Below are 16,962 nucleotides of genomic sequence, written 5' to 3'. Positions count from 1 at the left end.
GCATCACGCCGATACAGAAATTGGCGCTCGCCGCTTAGCTCCACTTTTGCTGTCAGTTAAAAGTGGGGGGATTACCGGAGCGCGCCTGCGCGATACCATTACGGTCTCCGATCGCAACCCAGGCTCGCCAGTCATGACGCCAACGCGCATAGAAATCACCCGCCCCGACGACTGGCACCTGCACCTTCGCGACGGCGACGCACTGGCCTCGGTGATCGCCCATACCGCGCAGCGTTTTGCGCGCGCCATCGTGATGCCGAACCTGAAGCCGCCGGTGACCACGGTTGCGCAGGCAGAAGATTATCGTCGACGGATTCTGGCGAGTCTGCCGGTGGGCATTAGCTTCCAGCCGCTGATGACGCTGTACCTGACCGAGGACACCCCGGTCGAGGAGATCGCCCGCGCGAAAAGCAGCGACAACGTCTTTGCGGTCAAGTATTACCCCGCCGGCGCCACCACCAATTCGCAATCCGGCGTGCGCGAGCTGTCACGGGTGTACCACGTGATCGAGGCGATGGAGCGGCATGAGCTGCCCTTGCTGCTGCATGGCGAGGTCACCGATCCGGATATCGACATCTTCGATCGCGAACGCGTTTTCATCGAGCGCCACCTGATGCCGCTGCAGGCCAGGTTCCCGGCCTTGCGCATGGTGCTGGAACATATCACCACGCGCGATGCGGTCGAGTTCGTCGGTGGCGCTCCGGCCAATCTGGCGGCCACGATCACCGCGCATCATCTGCTGCTCAACCGCAACGCGCTGTTCGAGGGTGGCATCCGCCCGCACAACTACTGTGCACCGATTCTCAAGCGCGAGACGCATCGGGCTGCCCTGCAGCAAGCGGCCACCAGCGGCGATCCGCACTTCTTTCTGGGCACGGACAGCGCGCCGCATCCGCGTGAGGCAAAGGAGGCGGCCTGCGGATGCGCGGGACTCTACACGGCCCATGCGGCGCTGGAACTGTATGCCGAAGCGTTCGAGCAGGTGGATCGGCTGGACCGGCTGGAAGCGTTTGCCAGCTTCCATGGCCCGGACTTCTACCGGTTGCCGCGCAACACGGATCGCATCGCGCTCGAACGCACGTCATGGACCGTGCCGGACGAATATCCGCTGGCCGGATCCGCCTGCAAGCCCATGCGGGCCGGCGAGTCGGTCGCATGGTCGCTCGTGGAAACGACGTCACCCTGATCTGACTGGAACCGGATCTTCCGACACATGAGTCGGAAAACCGCTGGAGCAGTTCGAAAATTGCGGGGCAGTAACTGCCCTCAGTAGGCAAACTCGCGGAACACCGGATCGACGCTGCCGTTCCACGCGCTGTGGAACAGCTCCAGCTTGCGTTCGGCCGGGGTCTGGTTGGCCTGCACGATCTCGATCATGGGTTCGAGGAAGATGCTCTCGTCGGCGCCGTTGCGGTTGAGGCGGGCGCGACGCTTGAGGCCGTGGCCGGCGATCTTCAGCGCTTCCTCGGCGAGGTCGCGCACAGTGCCGTCGCGGAACGGCAGTTTCAGCGCGTGCTTCGGTACGCCATCACGCAGCGCGTGGCGTTCCTCGCGGGTGAAGTCCTTGACCAGGTCCCACGCTGCATCGAGCGCCTCGTCGTCGTACAGCAGGCCGACCCAGAACGCCGGCAGCGCGCACAGGCGGTTCCACGGACCGCCGTCGGCGCCGCGCATCTCCAGGTACTGCTTCAGGCGCACCTCGGGAAAGGCGGTGGTGAGGTGGTCGGCGAAGTCCTTCATGGTGGCGTGGGTGCCCGGCAGCGTCGGCAGCTCGCCAGCCAGGAAGCGCTTGAAGTCCTGGCCGGCCAGGTCGATGTAGCGGCCGTCCTGGTAGCTGAAGTACATCGGCACGTCGAGGATGTAGTCGACGTAGCGCTCGTAGCCGAAGCCGTCGGCGAACACGAAGTCGAGCATGCCGGTGCGGTCCGGATCGGTATCGGTCCAGATGTGCGAGCGGTACGACAGATAGCCGTTCGGCCGTCCTTCGGTGAACGGCGAATCGGCGAACAGCGCGGTGGCGATCGGCTGCAGCGCGAGGCTGGTGCGGAATTTCTTCACCATATCCGCTTCGCTGGAGAAATCCAGGTTCACCTGCACCGTGCAGGTGCGCGTCATCATGTCCAGGCCCAGCGAGCCGACCTTCGGCATGTACTCGCGCATGATCTTGTAGCGGCCCTTGGGCATCCACGGCATCTCGTCGCGGCGCCACTTCGGCTGGAAGCCCATGCCGAGGAAACCCAGGCCCATGCCGTCGGCCACCGAGCGCACCTCCTCCAGGTGCGAGTTCACCTCGCAGCAGGTCTGGTGGATGGTCTCCAGCGGTGCGCCGGAGAGTTCCAACTGGCCAGCCGGCTCCAGCGTGATCGAGGCCTTGCCGCGCGACAGCGCCACCGGAATCTCGCCCTCGCGGGCGATCTCCCAGCCGTAGCGCACCGCGATGCCTTCGAGCAGCGCGCGGATGCCGCGCTCGCCCTCGAACGGGGGTGGGCGCAGATCGTCGGTACGGAAGCCGAACTTCTCGTGCTCGGTGCCGATGCGCCACGCCTCGCGGGGTTTCTCGCCGGCAGCGAGGTAATCGGCAAGCTGCTGGCGGCCCTGGATCGGGGTGCTCTTGACGGCACTGGGTATGGACACGGGCGAAGCCTCGCTGGGTGAGCGAGTCACTATGGGGGTGTTGCGTGACAACGAAAAGGGGGTAGCCGGAAATAATTGGACGGGGCGGTACAGATGTTATGTGAAGCCACGCTTCCGGCTGGTCGGGACGCAAGCAGGCGACGCGCACCAGCACTCAGTGCTCGCCCAGACATCAGTGCACGACAGCGTCTGTCTTTTGCAGCAGCGTGCCGAACGCCGCACTGATCTGCGCGTCGCTGAAGCCGCAGTGTCCCTGGCCGGCCGGCGCGAGCACGGTCAGCAGCCTTCCGTTGCCAGCGGCCAGGACTTGGTCAGGGTAGATGGCGTGGAGCCGCGTGGGGATGGTGAAATCGGAGGCATTCCATTCCATCACCAACGGCACGTCGATGCGGCCGGTCAGGCTGACGTTGCGGGCAGCGTAGGCAAGGGCCGCGGGCGAGCCGGTGTAGCGGTGCACACGCCGATTGAAGGCGGCATCGTCGCCAAAGCCACGGTAGTCGGTGGTGCGGTTGTCCACGGGCATGCCGCCCGCGCGTTGCTCCAGCTCGCGCAGCACCATGTAATAGAGCGCCAGCGATGTTTGCGTTCCCTGCAGGCGCCGCTCCAACAGTGCAGCCTGTTCCGGATGCGATTGCAGTGCCTGGGTGAACGCCGTGGGCGGGACGAACTTCGGCGCGTCGGCGGCGGCCAGATCCGGCAGCACGCCGGGAATCAACGCGTCGAAGGCGACCAGTGGCTCAAGCACGCCGCGCGACAGCAGCTCGGGCGTGGAGACGGTTGCGCCGCACAGGATCAGTGCCCCTGAGTAGGCGTGCGGGTAGCGTTCGAGACTCGCCGCCGCCCCGAGGCCGCCCAACGAGAAGGCGACGAGATAGGTCTGATGCGGGTCTCCGACGCTGCGAACGGCCAGTTGCCGAAGTCGTTCGTTGTCGACGACGGCATCGCCTGCGGCCCATCCTTGCGAGGCGTAGTCGCTTTGTGCGACCGCATAGCCCTGCTTGAGGAAGATGTCCGTCTCGTTCGCGGGCTTCATCGGCGTCGCCCGCGGTGCACCTTGCGGTTCGTAGCCATGCATCAGCATGATCAAGTCGCCGTTCCAGCCCGCCGGGACATCGATGCGGTAGGGCGCGCCGTAGAGTATGCCGGTGTGCGATGTCGGCTCCGCTTCGGCAGCGAGTGCAGAGGCGGCAGCCATGCCAAGACAGGTGATCAGCGCGAACCGTGCCATGACTCGTCGGATCGTTCGCCGCTGCTGCTGCATGGTGTCACCTTGGGATGGAAGGTGCATATCAAGTTAGCATGCGGCGCGCAAAACGAAACAGGCCGGCATGTGCCGGCCTGTTTCGTGAAGGCATGTTGCCTCAGCGCTTCATCGAATTGAAGAACTCGTCGTTGGACTTGGTGTTCTTCATCTTGTCGAGCATGAACTCCATCGCGGCCAGCTCGTCCATCGGGTGCAGCAGTTTGCGCAGGATCCAGATCTTGGCCAGCATGTCCGGGTCGATCAGCAGGTCCTCGCGGCGGGTGCCGGAGCGGTTGATGTCGATCGCCGGGTAGACGCGCTTCTCGGAGATGCGACGGCTCAGGTGCACTTCCATGTTGCCGGTGCCCTTGAACTCTTCGTAGATCACCTCATCCATCTTGCTGCCGGTTTCGGTCAGCGCGGTGGCGATGATGGTCAGGCTGCCGCCTTCCTCCACGTTGCGGGCGGCGCCGAAGAAGCGCTTCGGGCGCTGCAATGCGTTGGCGTCGACGCCGCCGGTGAGCACCTTGCCGGAGCTGGGGATCACGGTGTTGTAGGCACGCGCCAGGCGGGTGATCGAATCGAGCAGGATGATCACGTCTTTCTTGTGCTCGACCAGGCGCTTGGCCCGCTCGATCACCATCTCGGCGACCTGCACGTGGCGCACCGCCGGTTCGTCGAAGGTGGAGCTGATCACTTCGGCGCGCACGGTGCGGGCGATCTCGGTCACTTCCTCCGGACGCTCGTCGATCAGCAGCATGATCAGGTGCGCTTCGGGATGGTTGTACTGGATGGCCTGGGCGATGTTCTGCAGCATCATCGTCTTGCCGGACTTCGGCTGGGAGACGATCAGGCCGCGCTGGCCCTTGCCGATCGGCGCGATCAAATCGAGGATGCGGCCGGTGATGTCCTCGCTCGAACCGTTGCCGCGCTCCAGCCGGAAGGCCTTGCGCGGGAACAACGGGGTGAGGTTCTCGAACAGCATCTTGTTCTTCGACGCCTCCGGCGGATCGCCGTTGATGTCGTCGACGCGCAGCATCGCGAAGTAGCGCTCGCCTTCCTTCGGGTGGCGCACGCGGCCGGTGATGTAGTCGCCGGTGCGCAGGTTGAAGCGGCGGATCTGGCTGGGCGACACGTAGATGTCGTCCGGGCCGGCCAGGTACGACTCGTCGGCCGAGCGCAGGAAGCCGAAGCCGTCCTGCAGGATTTCCAGCACGCCTTCGGCCCAGATGCCGCCGCCGGAGCGGGCGTGCGCCTTGAGCACGTTGAAGATCACGTCCTGCTTGCGGGCGCGGGCGACGCCTTCGTATACGCCCAGCGACTCGGCGAATTCCAGCAGCTGCGGCGCCTTCATGCGCTTGAGCTCGGTGAGGTTGATCACCCGGTCGTTGCTGCCCGGATCGGCGTTGTCGTCGTCCACCGGCAGGCCGTTCGGGTTGGGCCGCGGATGGCCGCCCTGCGGACGCCCCTGTTGCTGGTTCGGGTTGCCGCCGCGTTCGTTGCGACGCCGCCGGCCGCGACCTTCGCGACCCTCGCGGCCGCCGTTGTTCTGGTTCTGGTTCGGACTCTGGCCCTGGCCGGGATTCGGATTCTGCGCCTGGCCCGGGGTTGGCTGGGCTTGCGGCGACTCCTGGTTCGGCGCGGTCTGCGGCGCGAAGTCGCGCGGCTCTTGTGCCGGGCGGACGGCCGCCGGCTCCGCCGGCAGGCTGGCCGTTATCGGTGCGGGCGCTGCGGGAACCGGTGCTGGCGGAACGGCGGGCTTGTCGGCGACTGCCGCCTTTTCCGCATTCGCCGCCGCAATCGCCGCGGCCGTGCGGCGCGGCGCGCGGGCACGCGGCTCGGGCCGGCCTTCGGCCACGGGCCGGGCGTCGGCGCCCTGGGCGTCGTTCGGGACTTTGTTTTCGGTATCGGACACGGGCAATCCTCGCGGGGCGCCGTTGAATTACAGGAGGGAGGGTGTGCGTCGCGCGGAGGGCGCAGGGGGACAGGACTGTCCCGACGGACGCGATGAATCTAGCACTCGCCGCGTATCGGCGTAAAGCCTGGCGAGCCTGCCGGACCGGGCCGGGCAGGCTGCGCGCAGCGGGCGGGCAACGGGAGGGTCAGATGGCCTTGTCGATCATCTGGGTCAGCTGGCCCTTGCTGACGGCGCCGATCTGGGTGGCCTCGACCTTGCCGTTCTTGAACACCATCAAGGTCGGGATGCCGCGGACGCCGTAGGTGCGCGGGGTCTGCTGATTCTGGTCGATGTTGACCTTGACGATGCGCAGCTTGCCTTCGTACTGCTGGGCGATCTCGTCCAGCATCGGCGCGATGGCCTTGCACGGGCCGCACCATTCCGCCCAAAAATCCAGCAGCACCGGGGTTTCGGACTTGAGCACCTGCTCTTCGAAGGCGTCGTCATTCACATGGGTAATCAGGTCGCTCACCGGGGATCTCCGTGGCTGGGGGCCAGAATTGGCAGATGGAAAACAATGGGGCGGCCGGGGCCGAAAAACAAGGAGTGACGACGGGCGGGACCATCATCGGCTACACTCAGGCGCCCACGAAGCGCGGGTTGGGCCGGACGAGGCCTCGCCATGGCGGCGAGGTTTCATTCCAGCGCAACTCCGGGCACGATTCAAGGGCGGCCGGCACGGCCGCCCGTCAGACCGCCGGCAAATACGGCGTCGCCAGCCGCGGCGCGACCTTGTTGACCCTGACATTGAGCCGCTTCGCTGCGCATCGCGCACCGTCCTGCACCGCCCTCCGCCACACCGGCGCCAGGAGCGGGTGCAGCGCATCACGCCGCCGTCAGGCAAGGTCAACCATCCGCATATGTCACAAACCGTACTCACCGACACCTTCTTCGCCAACTTCGATCTTCATCCATTGCTGCAGCAGGGCCTGGACGACAGCGGCTTCACCCGCTGCACGCCGATCCAGGAGCTGACCCTGCCGCTGGCCTTGGCCGGGCGCGACGTCGCCGGCCAGGCGCAGACCGGCACCGGCAAGACCTGCGCGTTCCTGGTCGCGCTGATGAACCGCCTGCTGACCACTCCCGCGGTGGCCGACCGCAAGGACAGCGACCCGCGCGCGCTGGTGATCGCGCCCACCCGCGAACTGGCCATCCAGATCGACAAGGACGCGCGCAACATCGGCCGCCACACCGGCCTGAAGACCGCGCTGATCTACGGCGGCGTCGACTACGACAAGCAGCGCCAGCAGCTGAAGGACGGCTGCGACATCGTCATCGCCACGCCCGGCCGCCTGCTCGACTACCACAAGCAGGGCGTGTTCAGCCTCAACAGCGTCGAGGTGATGGTGATCGACGAGGCCGACCGCATGTTCGACCTCGGCTTCATCAAGGACGTGCGCTTCATCTTCCGTAAGCTGCCGCCGCGCGAGCAGCGCCAGGTGCTGCTGTTCTCCGCCACGCTCAGCCATCGCGTGCTGGAGCTGGCCTACGAGCACATGCACGAGGCCGAGAAGGTGGTGGTGGAGAGCGACAACGTCACCGCCGACAAGGTGCGCCAGCTGGTCTACTTCCCGGCCAAGGAAGAGAAGATGCCGCTGCTGCTGAACCTGATCGACCGGCTCGAGCCCAGCCGCAGCATCATCTTCGTCAACACCAAGGCCGCCGCCGAGCGTGTCACCGAGCGGGTCAAGCGCCACGGCTGCCGCGTCGGCGCGATCTCCGGCGACGTGCCGCAGCTGAAGCGGCAGAAGCTGCTGCAGCGCTTCCAGGAAGGCCAGCTCGACATCCTGGTGGCCACCGACGTGGCCGCGCGCGGCCTGCACATTCCCCACGTCAGCCACGTCTTCAACTACGACCTGCCGCACGAAGCCGAGGATTACGTGCACCGCATCGGCCGCACGGCCCGTCTCGGGGCGGAAGGCGACGCGATCAGCTTCGCCTGCGACCTGTACGCGATGTCGTTGCCCGACATCGAGACCTACATCGGCCAGAGCATCCCGGTAGCGGCGATGGATCCGGAACTGCTGGTAATGCCCAAGCCGCACGCGATCGACGCCGAGTTCGCCGCGAACGCCGCCGCCGACAGCGCCGCATTCGGCGACGTGGTGGCGCCGCGCCCCGGCGAGAAGCCGCGCCGTTCCGGCGGCGCCGGCCGCGGCGAGCGCAGTGGCGGCCGCAGCGATTCGCGCCCGCCGCGCGAGCGCAAGCCGGCGGTGGCCGCCGAGGCGCCGGTGGCGGCCCCCCCGGCCGGGCCACCCCCGGCTGGGGCCGCGCCGGCTGCCGACGACAACGCCAGTGCCGATGCCGCGCACAAGCGCCGCCGCCGCCGCGGCGGGCGCAACCGGCGGCGCGAGGGCGCCCCGGGCGCCGCTGTCGAGATCGCGGGGCACAACGGCCCGGCCGTCGACGGCAGCCGCGCGGCGCGCGGCGAGCATCGCCCGGCGCGTGAGCGCAATGCGGCCGACTCCGCCGGCGCGCCGCACAGCCGGCCTTCGCGGCAGGTCGCCGCGGTCGCCGGCAAGCCGGGCGAGCATGCCCAGGCGAAGAAGCCGGGGTTGTTTCGCCGGCTCACCCGGCTGTTCACCGGCCGCTGAGCACCATCTCCGCCGCGGGCTGAACCCGCGGCGGGCGGATGCCGCATCTGGGCGCCGGCATCCCTTATCCTTGCCGTCGTTGTGACGACACGCAGGCTCGGGGACGCGCGGTGATCCAGTTCGATCAAGTCAGCAAGCGCTACGAGGGCGGCCACGAGGCGCTCTCGCAGCTTTCGTTCGAGGTGCCGACCGGCGAAATGGCCTTCGTCACCGGGCACTCCGGCGCCGGCAAGAGCACCCTGCTCAAGCTGCTCGGCCTGATCGAGCGGCCGTCGCACGGCATCATCAGCGTGGACGGCAAGAACCTGGCGAAGATCCGCCACAGCGGCGTCCCGAAGTGGCGCCGGCACATCGGCATGGTGTTCCAGGACCATCGCCTGCTGATGGACCGCAGCGTGTTCGCCAACGTCGAGCTGCCGCTGGCGATCGGCGGCATCGCCCGCGCCGAACGCGCGCGGCGGGTGCGCGCGGCGCTGGAGAAGGTCGGCCTGCTCGCCTACGAGCGGCAGTTGCCGGCGACGCTTTCCGCCGGCGAGCAGCAGCGCGTGGGCATCGCCCGCGCGATCGTGGCGCGCCCCGGCCTGCTGATCGCCGACGAGCCCACCGGCAACCTCGATCCGCAGCTGGCGGTGGAGATCATGGGCTTGTTCGGCGAATTCCAGCAGGTCGGCACCACCGTGCTGATCGCCAGTCACGACCTGCCGCTGATCAAGCGCATGAAGAAGCGCGTGATCGTGCTCGACCACGGCCGCCTGGTCGCCGACCTGGCCGCGCAGGAGGTGCTGTGAACGCGTCGCCGGAATCCCTGCACGCGCCGGCGGACGCCGCGCCGCGCAATGTCCACAGTCGCGGCAACCGCTTCGGCAACTGGCGCGAGCACCATGGCTGGAGCGCGGCGTCCAGCCTGCGCCGGCTCGCCTCGCGCCCGTTCGGCAGTCTGCTGACGATCGCGGTGATGGGGCTGGCGCTGGCCCTGCCGCTGGCGTTCTACCTGCTGCTGGGCAACGTGCAGAAACTCGGCGATGCGCTGGGCCAGAGCCAGGCGATCAGCGTGTTCCTGCAGCCCGGCCAGGCCGCGCCGCAGGCGCAACTGCTGGCCACGCAGCTGACCGACCGCGCCGAGCTGGCCGCGGTGGTGGTGAAGACGCCGCAGCAGGGCATGGACGAGCTGGCCCGGATGCAGGGCTTCTCCGGCGCGCTGCAGACGCTGGACGACAACCCGCTGCCGTACGTGCTGCAGCTGCAGCCGCGTGCCGGGGCGAGCGCGCAGGCGCTGGAGCAGCTGGTCGCCGACGTGCGCGGCATGCGTGGCGTCGACATGGTGCAGGACAGCGGCAGCTGGCGGAAACGTCTGGATGCGCTGCTCGGCGTGGGCAACCGCGTGGTGCTGGTGCTTGCCTCGTTGCTGGCGCTGGCGGCGCTGCTGGTGGTCGGCAACACGGTGCGCGTGGACATCGCCAGCCGCAGCGAGGAGATCGGTGTGCTGTTGCTGGTCGGCGCCAGTGGCGCGTTCGTGCGGCGGCCTTATTTGTACGCCGGGATCTGGTATGGCCTGTTCAGCGGCATCCTGGCTGCCCTGCTCGCGGTGCTGATCGAATTCGCGCTGGCCGCCCCGGTGGCGCAGCTGAGCCAGGCCTATGATGGCAAGCTGCAGGTCGGCGGGCTGCCGTTGTGGCTGCTGCTGGCGGTGCCGCTGGCCGCCGCCGCGCTGGGCTGGCTCGGCGCGCGACTGGTCAGCGCGTGGCAATTGCGCAAGGCGGCGTGACGGTCTTGCGCCGGGGTGACGCGAATCGCAGCCGCCGGTGCCGCGTTTGGTGCACGATCGGCAGTCGAGGCGGGCGCAGGGGTGCGCTCGCCGGTTCATGGGCGAAGGATCGCCATGGTCAGGTGGGTGAACTGAGGCATGAGTACGAATATCAGCGGCCGTCTGCTGACCGATGCACCGCGGGTGCTGGTGGTCGACGGTTCGCGCGTGGTACGCCAGTTGATCACCCGTGTGTTGTTGGCCGAACTGCCCGGCGTCGAGGTGGTCGGCTGCGGCAGCGGTGCCGAGGCGCAGCAGGTGCTCGGCGAAGGCGTGTTCGACTTCATCACCATCGCGCTGCGCCTGCCCGACATGGATGGGCTGGAGCTGGCGCGGCTGGTGCGCGATTCGGCGCCGCAGGCCTACGTGCCGATCGTGGTGGTGTCAGGCGATGTCGAGGGCCGTCTGCACAGCCGCTCGCTGGGTGAGCATGTCACCGACTATTTCGACAAGGCGCTGGGCTTCCAGGCGCTGGCTGAATTCATCCGCGGCTACGTGCGGCCGGACGACACCGCCGAGGGTGTGGTGCTGTACGTCGAGGACAGCCGCGTGGTGGCGTTGGCGACCCGCCGCATGCTGGAGAAGATCGGCCTCACCGTGCGCCACGTGGTCAGCGTGGAGGACGCATTGACGTTGCTGAAAACCTCGAAGGCGCATGGCCAGATCGGCGCCGACGTGGTGCTCACCGACGTCAGCCTGAAGGGCGAACTCACCGGCGGCGACCTGCTCGAACACATCCGCGGCGAATTCGGCTACGGCAAGGGCCGGTTGCCGGTGTTGGTGATGACCGGCGACGAGAACCCGGCCAACCAGGCTGCGCTGATCAAGGCCGGCGCCAACGACTTGGTCGAGAAGCCGGTCGAGGAAAGACTGCTGGTCACCAAGCTGCTGTTCCAGCTGCGCGTGGCGAAGCACCTGCGCGGGCACGCGGCCGGGGCATGAGCGACACGGCGCGGATCAAGCTGGAACCGTCGTGGAAGGCGCGCATCGGCGACTACCTGCTACGTCCCGAGATGCAGGCGCTGGCGGTGTTCCTGCGCGAGGAAATCCGTCGCGGCAAACGGATCTACCCGCTCGGCCCGGAGATCTTCGCCGCGTTCGGGCACACTCCGTTCGACGCGGTGCGGGTGGTGATCCTCGGCCAGGATCCGTACCACGGTCCCGGCCAGGCGCACGGCCTGTGTTTCTCGGTGCGTCCCGGCGTAAGGGTGCCGCCGTCGCTGGAGAACATTTTCAAGGAGATCCAGCGCGACCTTGGCATCCCGCGCCCCGACCACGGCTGCCTCACGCCGTGGGCCGATCGCGGCGTGCTGCTGCTCAACAGCGTGCTGACCGTGGAGGAAGGCCGCGCCGGTTCGCACCAGGGCAAGGGCTGGGAGGGTTTCACCGACGCCGCGATCGATGCGCTCAACCGCGAGTGCGAAGGCCTGGTGTTCCTGCTGTGGGGCAGCTATGCCCAGCGCAAGGGCCAGCTGATCGACACCCGCCGGCACTGCGTGCTGAAGGCGGTGCACCCGTCGCCGCTGTCGGCCCACCGCGGTTTCCTCGGCTGCGGCCATTTCTCTGCCGCCAACCGCTACCTGGAGGCCCGCGGGCAGCCGCCGATCGACTGGTCGCTGCCGCCACGAGCCGCATTGCAAGGCCATTTCACGCCCACTTGAAGGCCGTTTCGCCAGCCTCATGTCGGATCGGGCGAGGCGCTGGACAAGGGTGGAAAATATCTGTACTATATGGTTCATTAAAGCGCGGAACCAATGCCGTGCTTTAGCACTCCAACCACCCGAGTGCTAAACTTCGATCCTATTCAGGAGGTTCCACCCATGTCTCAAGCCTTGGTGACCGCCAACTTCCCGCTGCCGAGTGTCGTCGGCAGTCTGGATGCATACATCTCCGCGGTCCATCGCATTCCGGTGCTGAGTTCGGAAGAAGAGCAGGCGTTGTCGCGCGACTACCTCGAAGAGGCCAACCTGGCCGCCGCGAAGAAGCTGGTGATGTCGCACCTGCGTTTCGTGGTGCATGTGGCGCGCGGCTACTCGGGCTACGGCCTGCAGCTGGCCGACCTGATCCAGGAGGGCAACATCGGCCTGATGAAGGCGGTCAAGCGTTTCGACCCCGACCAGGGCGTGCGTCTGGTCAGCTTCGCGGTGCACTGGATCCGTGCCGAGATGCACGAGTTCATCCTCAAGAACTGGCGCATCGTCAAGGTCGCCACCACCAAGGCGCAGCGCAAGCTGTTCTTCAACCTGCGCAAGAGCAAGAAGCGCCTGGGCTGGATGAACGCGGCCGAAGTGAGCACCGTGGCGAAGGACCTGGGCGTGCCCGAGGCGACCGTGCGCGAGATGGAATCGCGACTGTCCGGCCGCGACATCGGCTTCGAGGCTCCGGCCGATGCCGACGACGACGCCAAGCCGGCGCCGGCGGCGTTCCTGGTCGACGACGGCGCCGACCCGTACGAGAACGTAGCCGACGAGGACTACGCCGACAACCAGATGCAGACGCTGAGCGACGCGCTGAGCCATTTGGACGAGCGCTCGCGGAACATCATCCAGCGTCGCTGGCTGGATGACGACAAGGCCACGCTGCAGGACCTGGCCGACGAGTACGGCGTCTCCGCCGAGCGCATCCGCCAGGTCGAGGCGAACGCCATGAAGAAGATGCGCGGCCTGTTCGTCGCGGCGGCCTGAGCCTAGTCGCCAAGGCTGCCGCCGCCGCAACAATGAAACGGCCCCGCAAGGGGCCGTTTGCATGTCCGGGCGGGCGGCGTGGCGTTCAGCGGCGCGCGGCGCCGGCGGGCTGGCGCAGCGCCATGCCCTTGAGCACGTTCAGCGCCTGCGACAGCGCGTAGTCGCTGGTGGCCAGCTTGGCATCGGCGGCGCTGCCGTCGTCGTTGATGTCGCTGCCGGCCTTGGCTTTCTCGTTGGCGAGGTGGTTGGGCAGGTCGGCTTCCGAGCTGATCAGCACCGGTCCGCGGTCGGACGGGTTCACGGAAAGATCGGCCAGCGCGATGTCGGGCTTGATCCCCTCGGCCTGGATCGAGGTGCCGTTCGGCGTGTAGTAGCGCGCGGTGGTGATCTTCACCGCGTGGTCGGCATCCAGCGGCAGCACCGTCTGCACCACGCCCTTGCCGAACGTGCGCTGGCCCATGATCAGCGCGCGGTGGTTGTCCTTCAGCGCGCCGGAGACGATCTCGGCGGCGGAGGCGGTGCCGTTGTTGGTCAGCACGATCATCGGCGCGCCGGCCAGCTGGTCGCCGGGGTGGGCGCTGAAGCTCATGTTCGCGTCCTGCAGCCGGCCGCGGGTGGTGACGATGGTGCCGGCGTCGAGGAAGTCGTCGCTGACGCCGACAGCCGCGGTGAGCAGGCCGCCGGGATTGTTGCGCAGGTCCAGCACGGCGCCTTTCGGCGGCCCGTTCTTCGCGATCAGCTGGCCCAGCTTCTTCTCGAGGTCGGTGGCGGTATCGCTCTGGAACTGGCTGACCCGCACGTAGACGTAGCCCGGTTCCAGCTCGCGCACCTTGACGCTGCTGATGGCGATGTTCTCGCGCACCAGGTGCAGGTCGATCAGCTTGTCGCTGTTCTGGTGCACGATGGTCAGGTCGATCTTGCTGCCCGGCTTGCCGCGCAGCTGCTTGAACATCTCGTCCACGTTCTGCGTGTCGACCACGGTGCCGTTGACCTTGACGATGCTGTCGCCCGGCTTGATGCCGGCGCGCGCCGCGGGTGTGTCGTCGATAGGCGAGACGATGCGCAGGCCGCCGTCGACCTGCAGCACCTCGATGCCGAGGCCGCTGTACTCGCCGGTGGTGTCCTCGTTGAGCTGGGTGAGGCCGTCCTTGTCGAGGTATTCGCTGTGCGGGTCGAGCCCGCTGAGCATGCCGGTGATCGCGGCCTTCATCAGGGTCTTGTTGTCGACCTTCTCCACGTAGGCCTGGCGCACCACCTCGTAGACGCGGCTGAAATTGCGGATGTCGTCCAGGTCCACCTGGTCGGCGGAGCTGGCGCTGGCCGGCGCGGCGGTGCTGCTGGTGGTGGCCGGCAGGTTGACCGGCGGCGCGGCCGTGCCGGCCCCGGCCGGTGCGCTCTGCGCGCGGGCGCCCGGCACGGCCAGCAGCAGGAACGGCACGGCCAGCAACAGGGCGAACGGGCGGCGGGGGGAAGGACGCATGGGGTGGCTCCGTACGGCGGCGACGTCGCGTTGTCACGCGACGGAAGGAATGGCTTCCGGCTTTGACAACGAAATGTCAGCGTAATTCATCGGCAGCCCGCGACGCCATGCCGGCCGCGTCAGCGGCGCTGGGCCAGCCAGCCGCGCGGATCGACCGGCTGGTTGTTCCTGCGCAGCTCGAAATACACGCCGGTGTTGACGCCGGTAGGCGCGCTGGCGGTGCCGATCGCCTGGCCGGCCTCGACCTGGTCGCCGACATCGTGCAGCAGGGCCTCGTTGTTGCCGTACATGCTCATCCAGCCGTTGCCGTGGTTGAGGATCAGCAGCATGCCGTAGCCGCGCAGGAAGCCGGCGTAGATCACCCGCCCGCGTGCCACCGCATGCACCTCGCTGCCGCCGCCGGCCTTGATCAGCACGCCGTTGCCGTAGCTGTTGACCACGCCGCTGGCCGGCCACGGCAGGTTGCCGCGGATATTGGCGACGGCGCCGCCGACCTCGACCGGTGGTGGCGGCTTGTGGCCGGGATGCTTGCGCGCCGCCGCCGCGCGCTCGGCAGCGGCACGGGCGGCGGCTTCATCGATCGCCTTCTGCAGCTTCTCGAGCAGGTGGTTGAGCGACTGCGCGTTCTGCTTCATCGCGGCCAGCCGCTGCGCCTGGTCCCGGTATTGCGCGTCGGTGGCGGCGGCCAGCTTCTGCTGCGCGGCGCGCTGTTGCGCCAGCACCGCGGCCTGCTGCTCGCGCTGGGTCCTGGCCGCCTGCAGCGCCTGCTGTTCGGCGGTGATCGCACGCTCCAATTCCTGCAGCTGAGCCAGGTCGGCCATCAGCTGCTGCACGCGCCGCACGCGGTCCTGCTGGAAATATTTCGAGTACACCAGCGCGCGCGCGATGCGCGCCACGTCCTCGTCGCCCAGCAGCAGGCGCAGGTCCGAGCCGTGGCCGAGCGCGTAGGTGGCGCGCAGGAGGTCGGCAATCGCGGCGCGCTGGCCGTCCAGTTTCCTGCCCAGTTCGGCGCGCTGCTGCTGCAGTTGGTCCAGCTGCCGCTGCTTGGCGGCCAGTTCGGCATCGGTCTGGCGCACCGCGCGCGCCGCACCGGCCAGCGCATTGGCCTGCCGCGCCAGCTCCGCATTCGCGCTGTCGCGGCGGACGGCGGTGTCGGCCTGCTCCTTCGCCAGCGCTTCCATCCGGTGCTGCAGTTCGGCCAGCTTCTGCTTCGCCTCGACCTGCTCGCTGCGGCTCCTGCCGTCCTGGCGTGCCTGCAGCGCGGACGGCGCGAAAGCGATGGCCAGGCCGATGGCAAGGATGGGCAGGGCGTGGCGAAGCAGGCGGGCGGGCTTGGGCATGTCCGGATTATCACCGAGCCGGCTGGCCCAGGCGAGACGACCTCGCCACGGCTGGCCGGCGACTTCCCGGGTGGATCTCGCCGCAGGCTGCTCAAAACCGAAAGCGTATGGCCGTCCAAATCCCTTTTGACGCGTCGCAACAGCTGTGCTTTAGTGGGCGTCCATCCGCGTGCCGCGACGGTGTCACCGGCGGGCATGCGCCCGGTACGCCCACGACGGAAGGCACGATGGCGCAGCCAGGCGACCCCATGCTCCATGCACCGGTTTCAGGACTCGATGGCGGCGGCTTCGGCCCGCCCGCGCGTGACGGCGCGTTCGACGCCATCCGCGGCGACCGCCACCGGATGCCGGCGCGGCCTGCCCCGTCCGGGTCGCCGCGATGTGCCTGATTGCCTTCGCCTGGAACGCCCACCCGCGCTGGCGCCTGCTGCTGGCCGGCAACCGCGATGAGTTCCACGCGCGTCCCAGCGCGGCGCTGGCACGCTGGGACGATGCGCCGATCGTCGGCGGGCGCGATCTCGAGGCGGGCGGTACCTGGCTCGGGGTCACCGACGGCGGCCGCTGCTGCGTGGTGACCAATGTGCGCGACCCGCGCGATCCGCAGCTGGGCGCCTCGCGCGGCCTGCTCGCCACCGACTACCTCATCGGCGACGCCGATGCCGCCGCGCACGCCCGACGGCTGCTGCGCGCGGCCGCCGACTACCGCCCGTTCAACCTGCTCACCTTCGATGCGCGCGAGGCGTTCTATCTCGGCAATCGCCCCGAGCCGAGGGCGCAGGCGGTGAGCCCCGGCGTGCACGGCCTGTCGAACGCCGACTTCAACACGCCGTGGCCGAAGACCCGCGCGCTGATGCAGCGGCTGCAGCAGTGGATCGACGCTGGCGGCGACGCGGACTTCGCGCCGCTGTTCGAGGCGCTTGCCGACGAGCGGCAGGCGCCGGATGCGCAATTGCCCGATACCGGCGTGGGACTGGAGCGCGAGCGCCTGCTGTCGCCCGCGTTCATCCGCGGCGAGCAGTACGGTACCCGCGCCAGCACCGTGGTGGCGATCGGCCATGACGGCGAGGGGGTGATCGCGGAACGGCGCTTCGGCCCGGACGGCCGCCTCCACGGCGAGACGATGCTGCGCTTCGGCGCGGTCGCGCTGCACCGCTAGCTGTGTAAACCCAGTAGGTTGTTCACGACGGCAGGGATGCGAGTGATGGGTGGTTGATAGCCGAGGCTGG

At 68.2% G+C, this 16,962-nt stretch carries 14 protein-coding genes; 8 read left to right on the top strand and 6 right to left on the bottom strand.

From position 1 onward, the window contains the following. Positions 1–133: 133 nt before the first annotated feature. Positions 134–1,186 (top strand): dihydroorotase, encoded by a 1,053-nt coding sequence (gene pyrC, locus AC3WRN_RS16435; protein ID WP_492623788.1) that lies wholly within the window; start codon positions 134–136, stop codon positions 1,184–1,186. 80 nt (positions 1,187–1,266) lie between these two features. Here pyrC and AC3WRN_RS16430 read toward each other — a convergent pair whose 3' ends face one another. From AC3WRN_RS16430 to trxA, 4 genes are all read right to left on the bottom strand, one after another. Continuing rightward, positions 1,267–2,634 carry a glutamate--cysteine ligase gene (locus AC3WRN_RS16430; RefSeq protein WP_492623787.1) on the bottom strand — a complete coding sequence of 456 codons (1,368 nt, stop codon included), beginning with the start codon at positions 2,632–2,634 and terminating at the stop codon, positions 1,267–1,269. Between the two features lie 172 nt (positions 2,635–2,806). Further along, positions 2,807–3,895, bottom strand: a complete 1,089-nt coding sequence (locus AC3WRN_RS16425) for a hypothetical protein (protein ID WP_492623786.1) — start codon at positions 3,893–3,895, stop codon at positions 2,807–2,809. Positions 3,896–3,995: 100 nt separating this feature from the next. Continuing rightward, on the bottom strand, positions 3,996–5,792 hold the full coding sequence (rho, locus tag AC3WRN_RS16420; RefSeq protein ID WP_492623785.1) for a transcription termination factor Rho: 1,797 nt from the start codon (positions 5,790–5,792) through the stop codon (positions 3,996–3,998). Between the two features lie 187 nt (positions 5,793–5,979). Then, on the bottom strand, positions 5,980–6,306 hold the full coding sequence (gene trxA / locus AC3WRN_RS16415; RefSeq protein WP_068092890.1) for a thioredoxin TrxA: 327 nt from the start codon (positions 6,304–6,306) through the stop codon (positions 5,980–5,982). Between the two features lie 388 nt (positions 6,307–6,694). On the opposite strand from trxA, the gene rhlB reads away from it, so the two are divergent. The 6 genes from rhlB (at position 6,695) to rpoH (ending at position 12,916) form a co-directional block, all read left to right on the top strand. Then, positions 6,695–8,428, top strand: coding sequence for an ATP-dependent RNA helicase RhlB (gene rhlB, locus AC3WRN_RS16410; RefSeq protein ID WP_492623784.1), 1,734 nt, complete (start codon positions 6,695–6,697; stop codon positions 8,426–8,428). A 110-nt stretch (positions 8,429–8,538) separates the two neighbouring features. Then, positions 8,539–9,216 (top strand): cell division ATP-binding protein FtsE, encoded by a 678-nt coding sequence (ftsE, locus tag AC3WRN_RS16405; protein ID WP_068092894.1) that lies wholly within the window; start codon positions 8,539–8,541, stop codon positions 9,214–9,216. After that, entirely contained in the window at positions 9,213–10,193 is a 981-nt protein-coding gene (ftsX, locus tag AC3WRN_RS16400; protein WP_492623783.1) for a permease-like cell division protein FtsX, read from the top strand. The genes ftsE and ftsX overlap by 4 nt, the downstream gene beginning before the upstream one ends. Positions 10,194–10,331: 138 nt before the next feature. Further along, positions 10,332–11,174, top strand: a complete 843-nt coding sequence (locus AC3WRN_RS16395; RefSeq protein ID WP_492623782.1) for a response regulator — start codon at positions 10,332–10,334, stop codon at positions 11,172–11,174. Then, positions 11,171–11,893, top strand: a complete 723-nt coding sequence (gene ung / locus AC3WRN_RS16390) for a uracil-DNA glycosylase (RefSeq protein WP_492623781.1) — start codon at positions 11,171–11,173, stop codon at positions 11,891–11,893. The genes AC3WRN_RS16395 and ung overlap by 4 nt, the downstream gene beginning before the upstream one ends. A 159-nt stretch (positions 11,894–12,052) precedes the next feature. Then, on the top strand, positions 12,053–12,916 hold the full coding sequence (gene rpoH / locus AC3WRN_RS16385) for an RNA polymerase sigma factor RpoH (protein WP_068092909.1): 864 nt from the start codon (positions 12,053–12,055) through the stop codon (positions 12,914–12,916). An 85-nt stretch (positions 12,917–13,001) separates the two neighbouring features. Here rpoH and AC3WRN_RS16380 read toward each other — a convergent pair whose 3' ends face one another. Both AC3WRN_RS16380 and AC3WRN_RS16375 read right to left on the bottom strand, forming a co-directional pair. Further along, positions 13,002–14,396, bottom strand: coding sequence for a S41 family peptidase (locus AC3WRN_RS16380; RefSeq protein WP_492623780.1), 1,395 nt, complete (start codon positions 14,394–14,396; stop codon positions 13,002–13,004). Positions 14,397–14,515: 119 nt separating this feature from the next. After that, positions 14,516–15,736 carry a murein hydrolase activator EnvC family protein gene (locus AC3WRN_RS16375; RefSeq protein ID WP_492623779.1) on the bottom strand — a complete coding sequence of 407 codons (1,221 nt, stop codon included), beginning with the start codon at positions 15,734–15,736 and terminating at the stop codon, positions 14,516–14,518. Positions 15,737–16,115: 379 nt separating this feature from the next. Between AC3WRN_RS16375 and AC3WRN_RS16370 the strand changes: the two genes are divergently transcribed. Continuing rightward, the gene (locus AC3WRN_RS16370) at positions 16,116–16,892 is read left to right on the top strand and encodes an NRDE family protein (RefSeq protein ID WP_492623778.1); all 777 of its coding nucleotides are present in this window, start codon (positions 16,116–16,118) and stop codon (positions 16,890–16,892) included. Positions 16,893–16,962 lie beyond the last annotated feature (70 nt).

It is taken from the genome of Rhodanobacter sp. FW101-FHT13A11, assembly GCF_058790335.1.
Note: the sequence above shows the minus strand (reverse complement) of the source record. Positions and strands in the feature narration are given on the sequence as shown.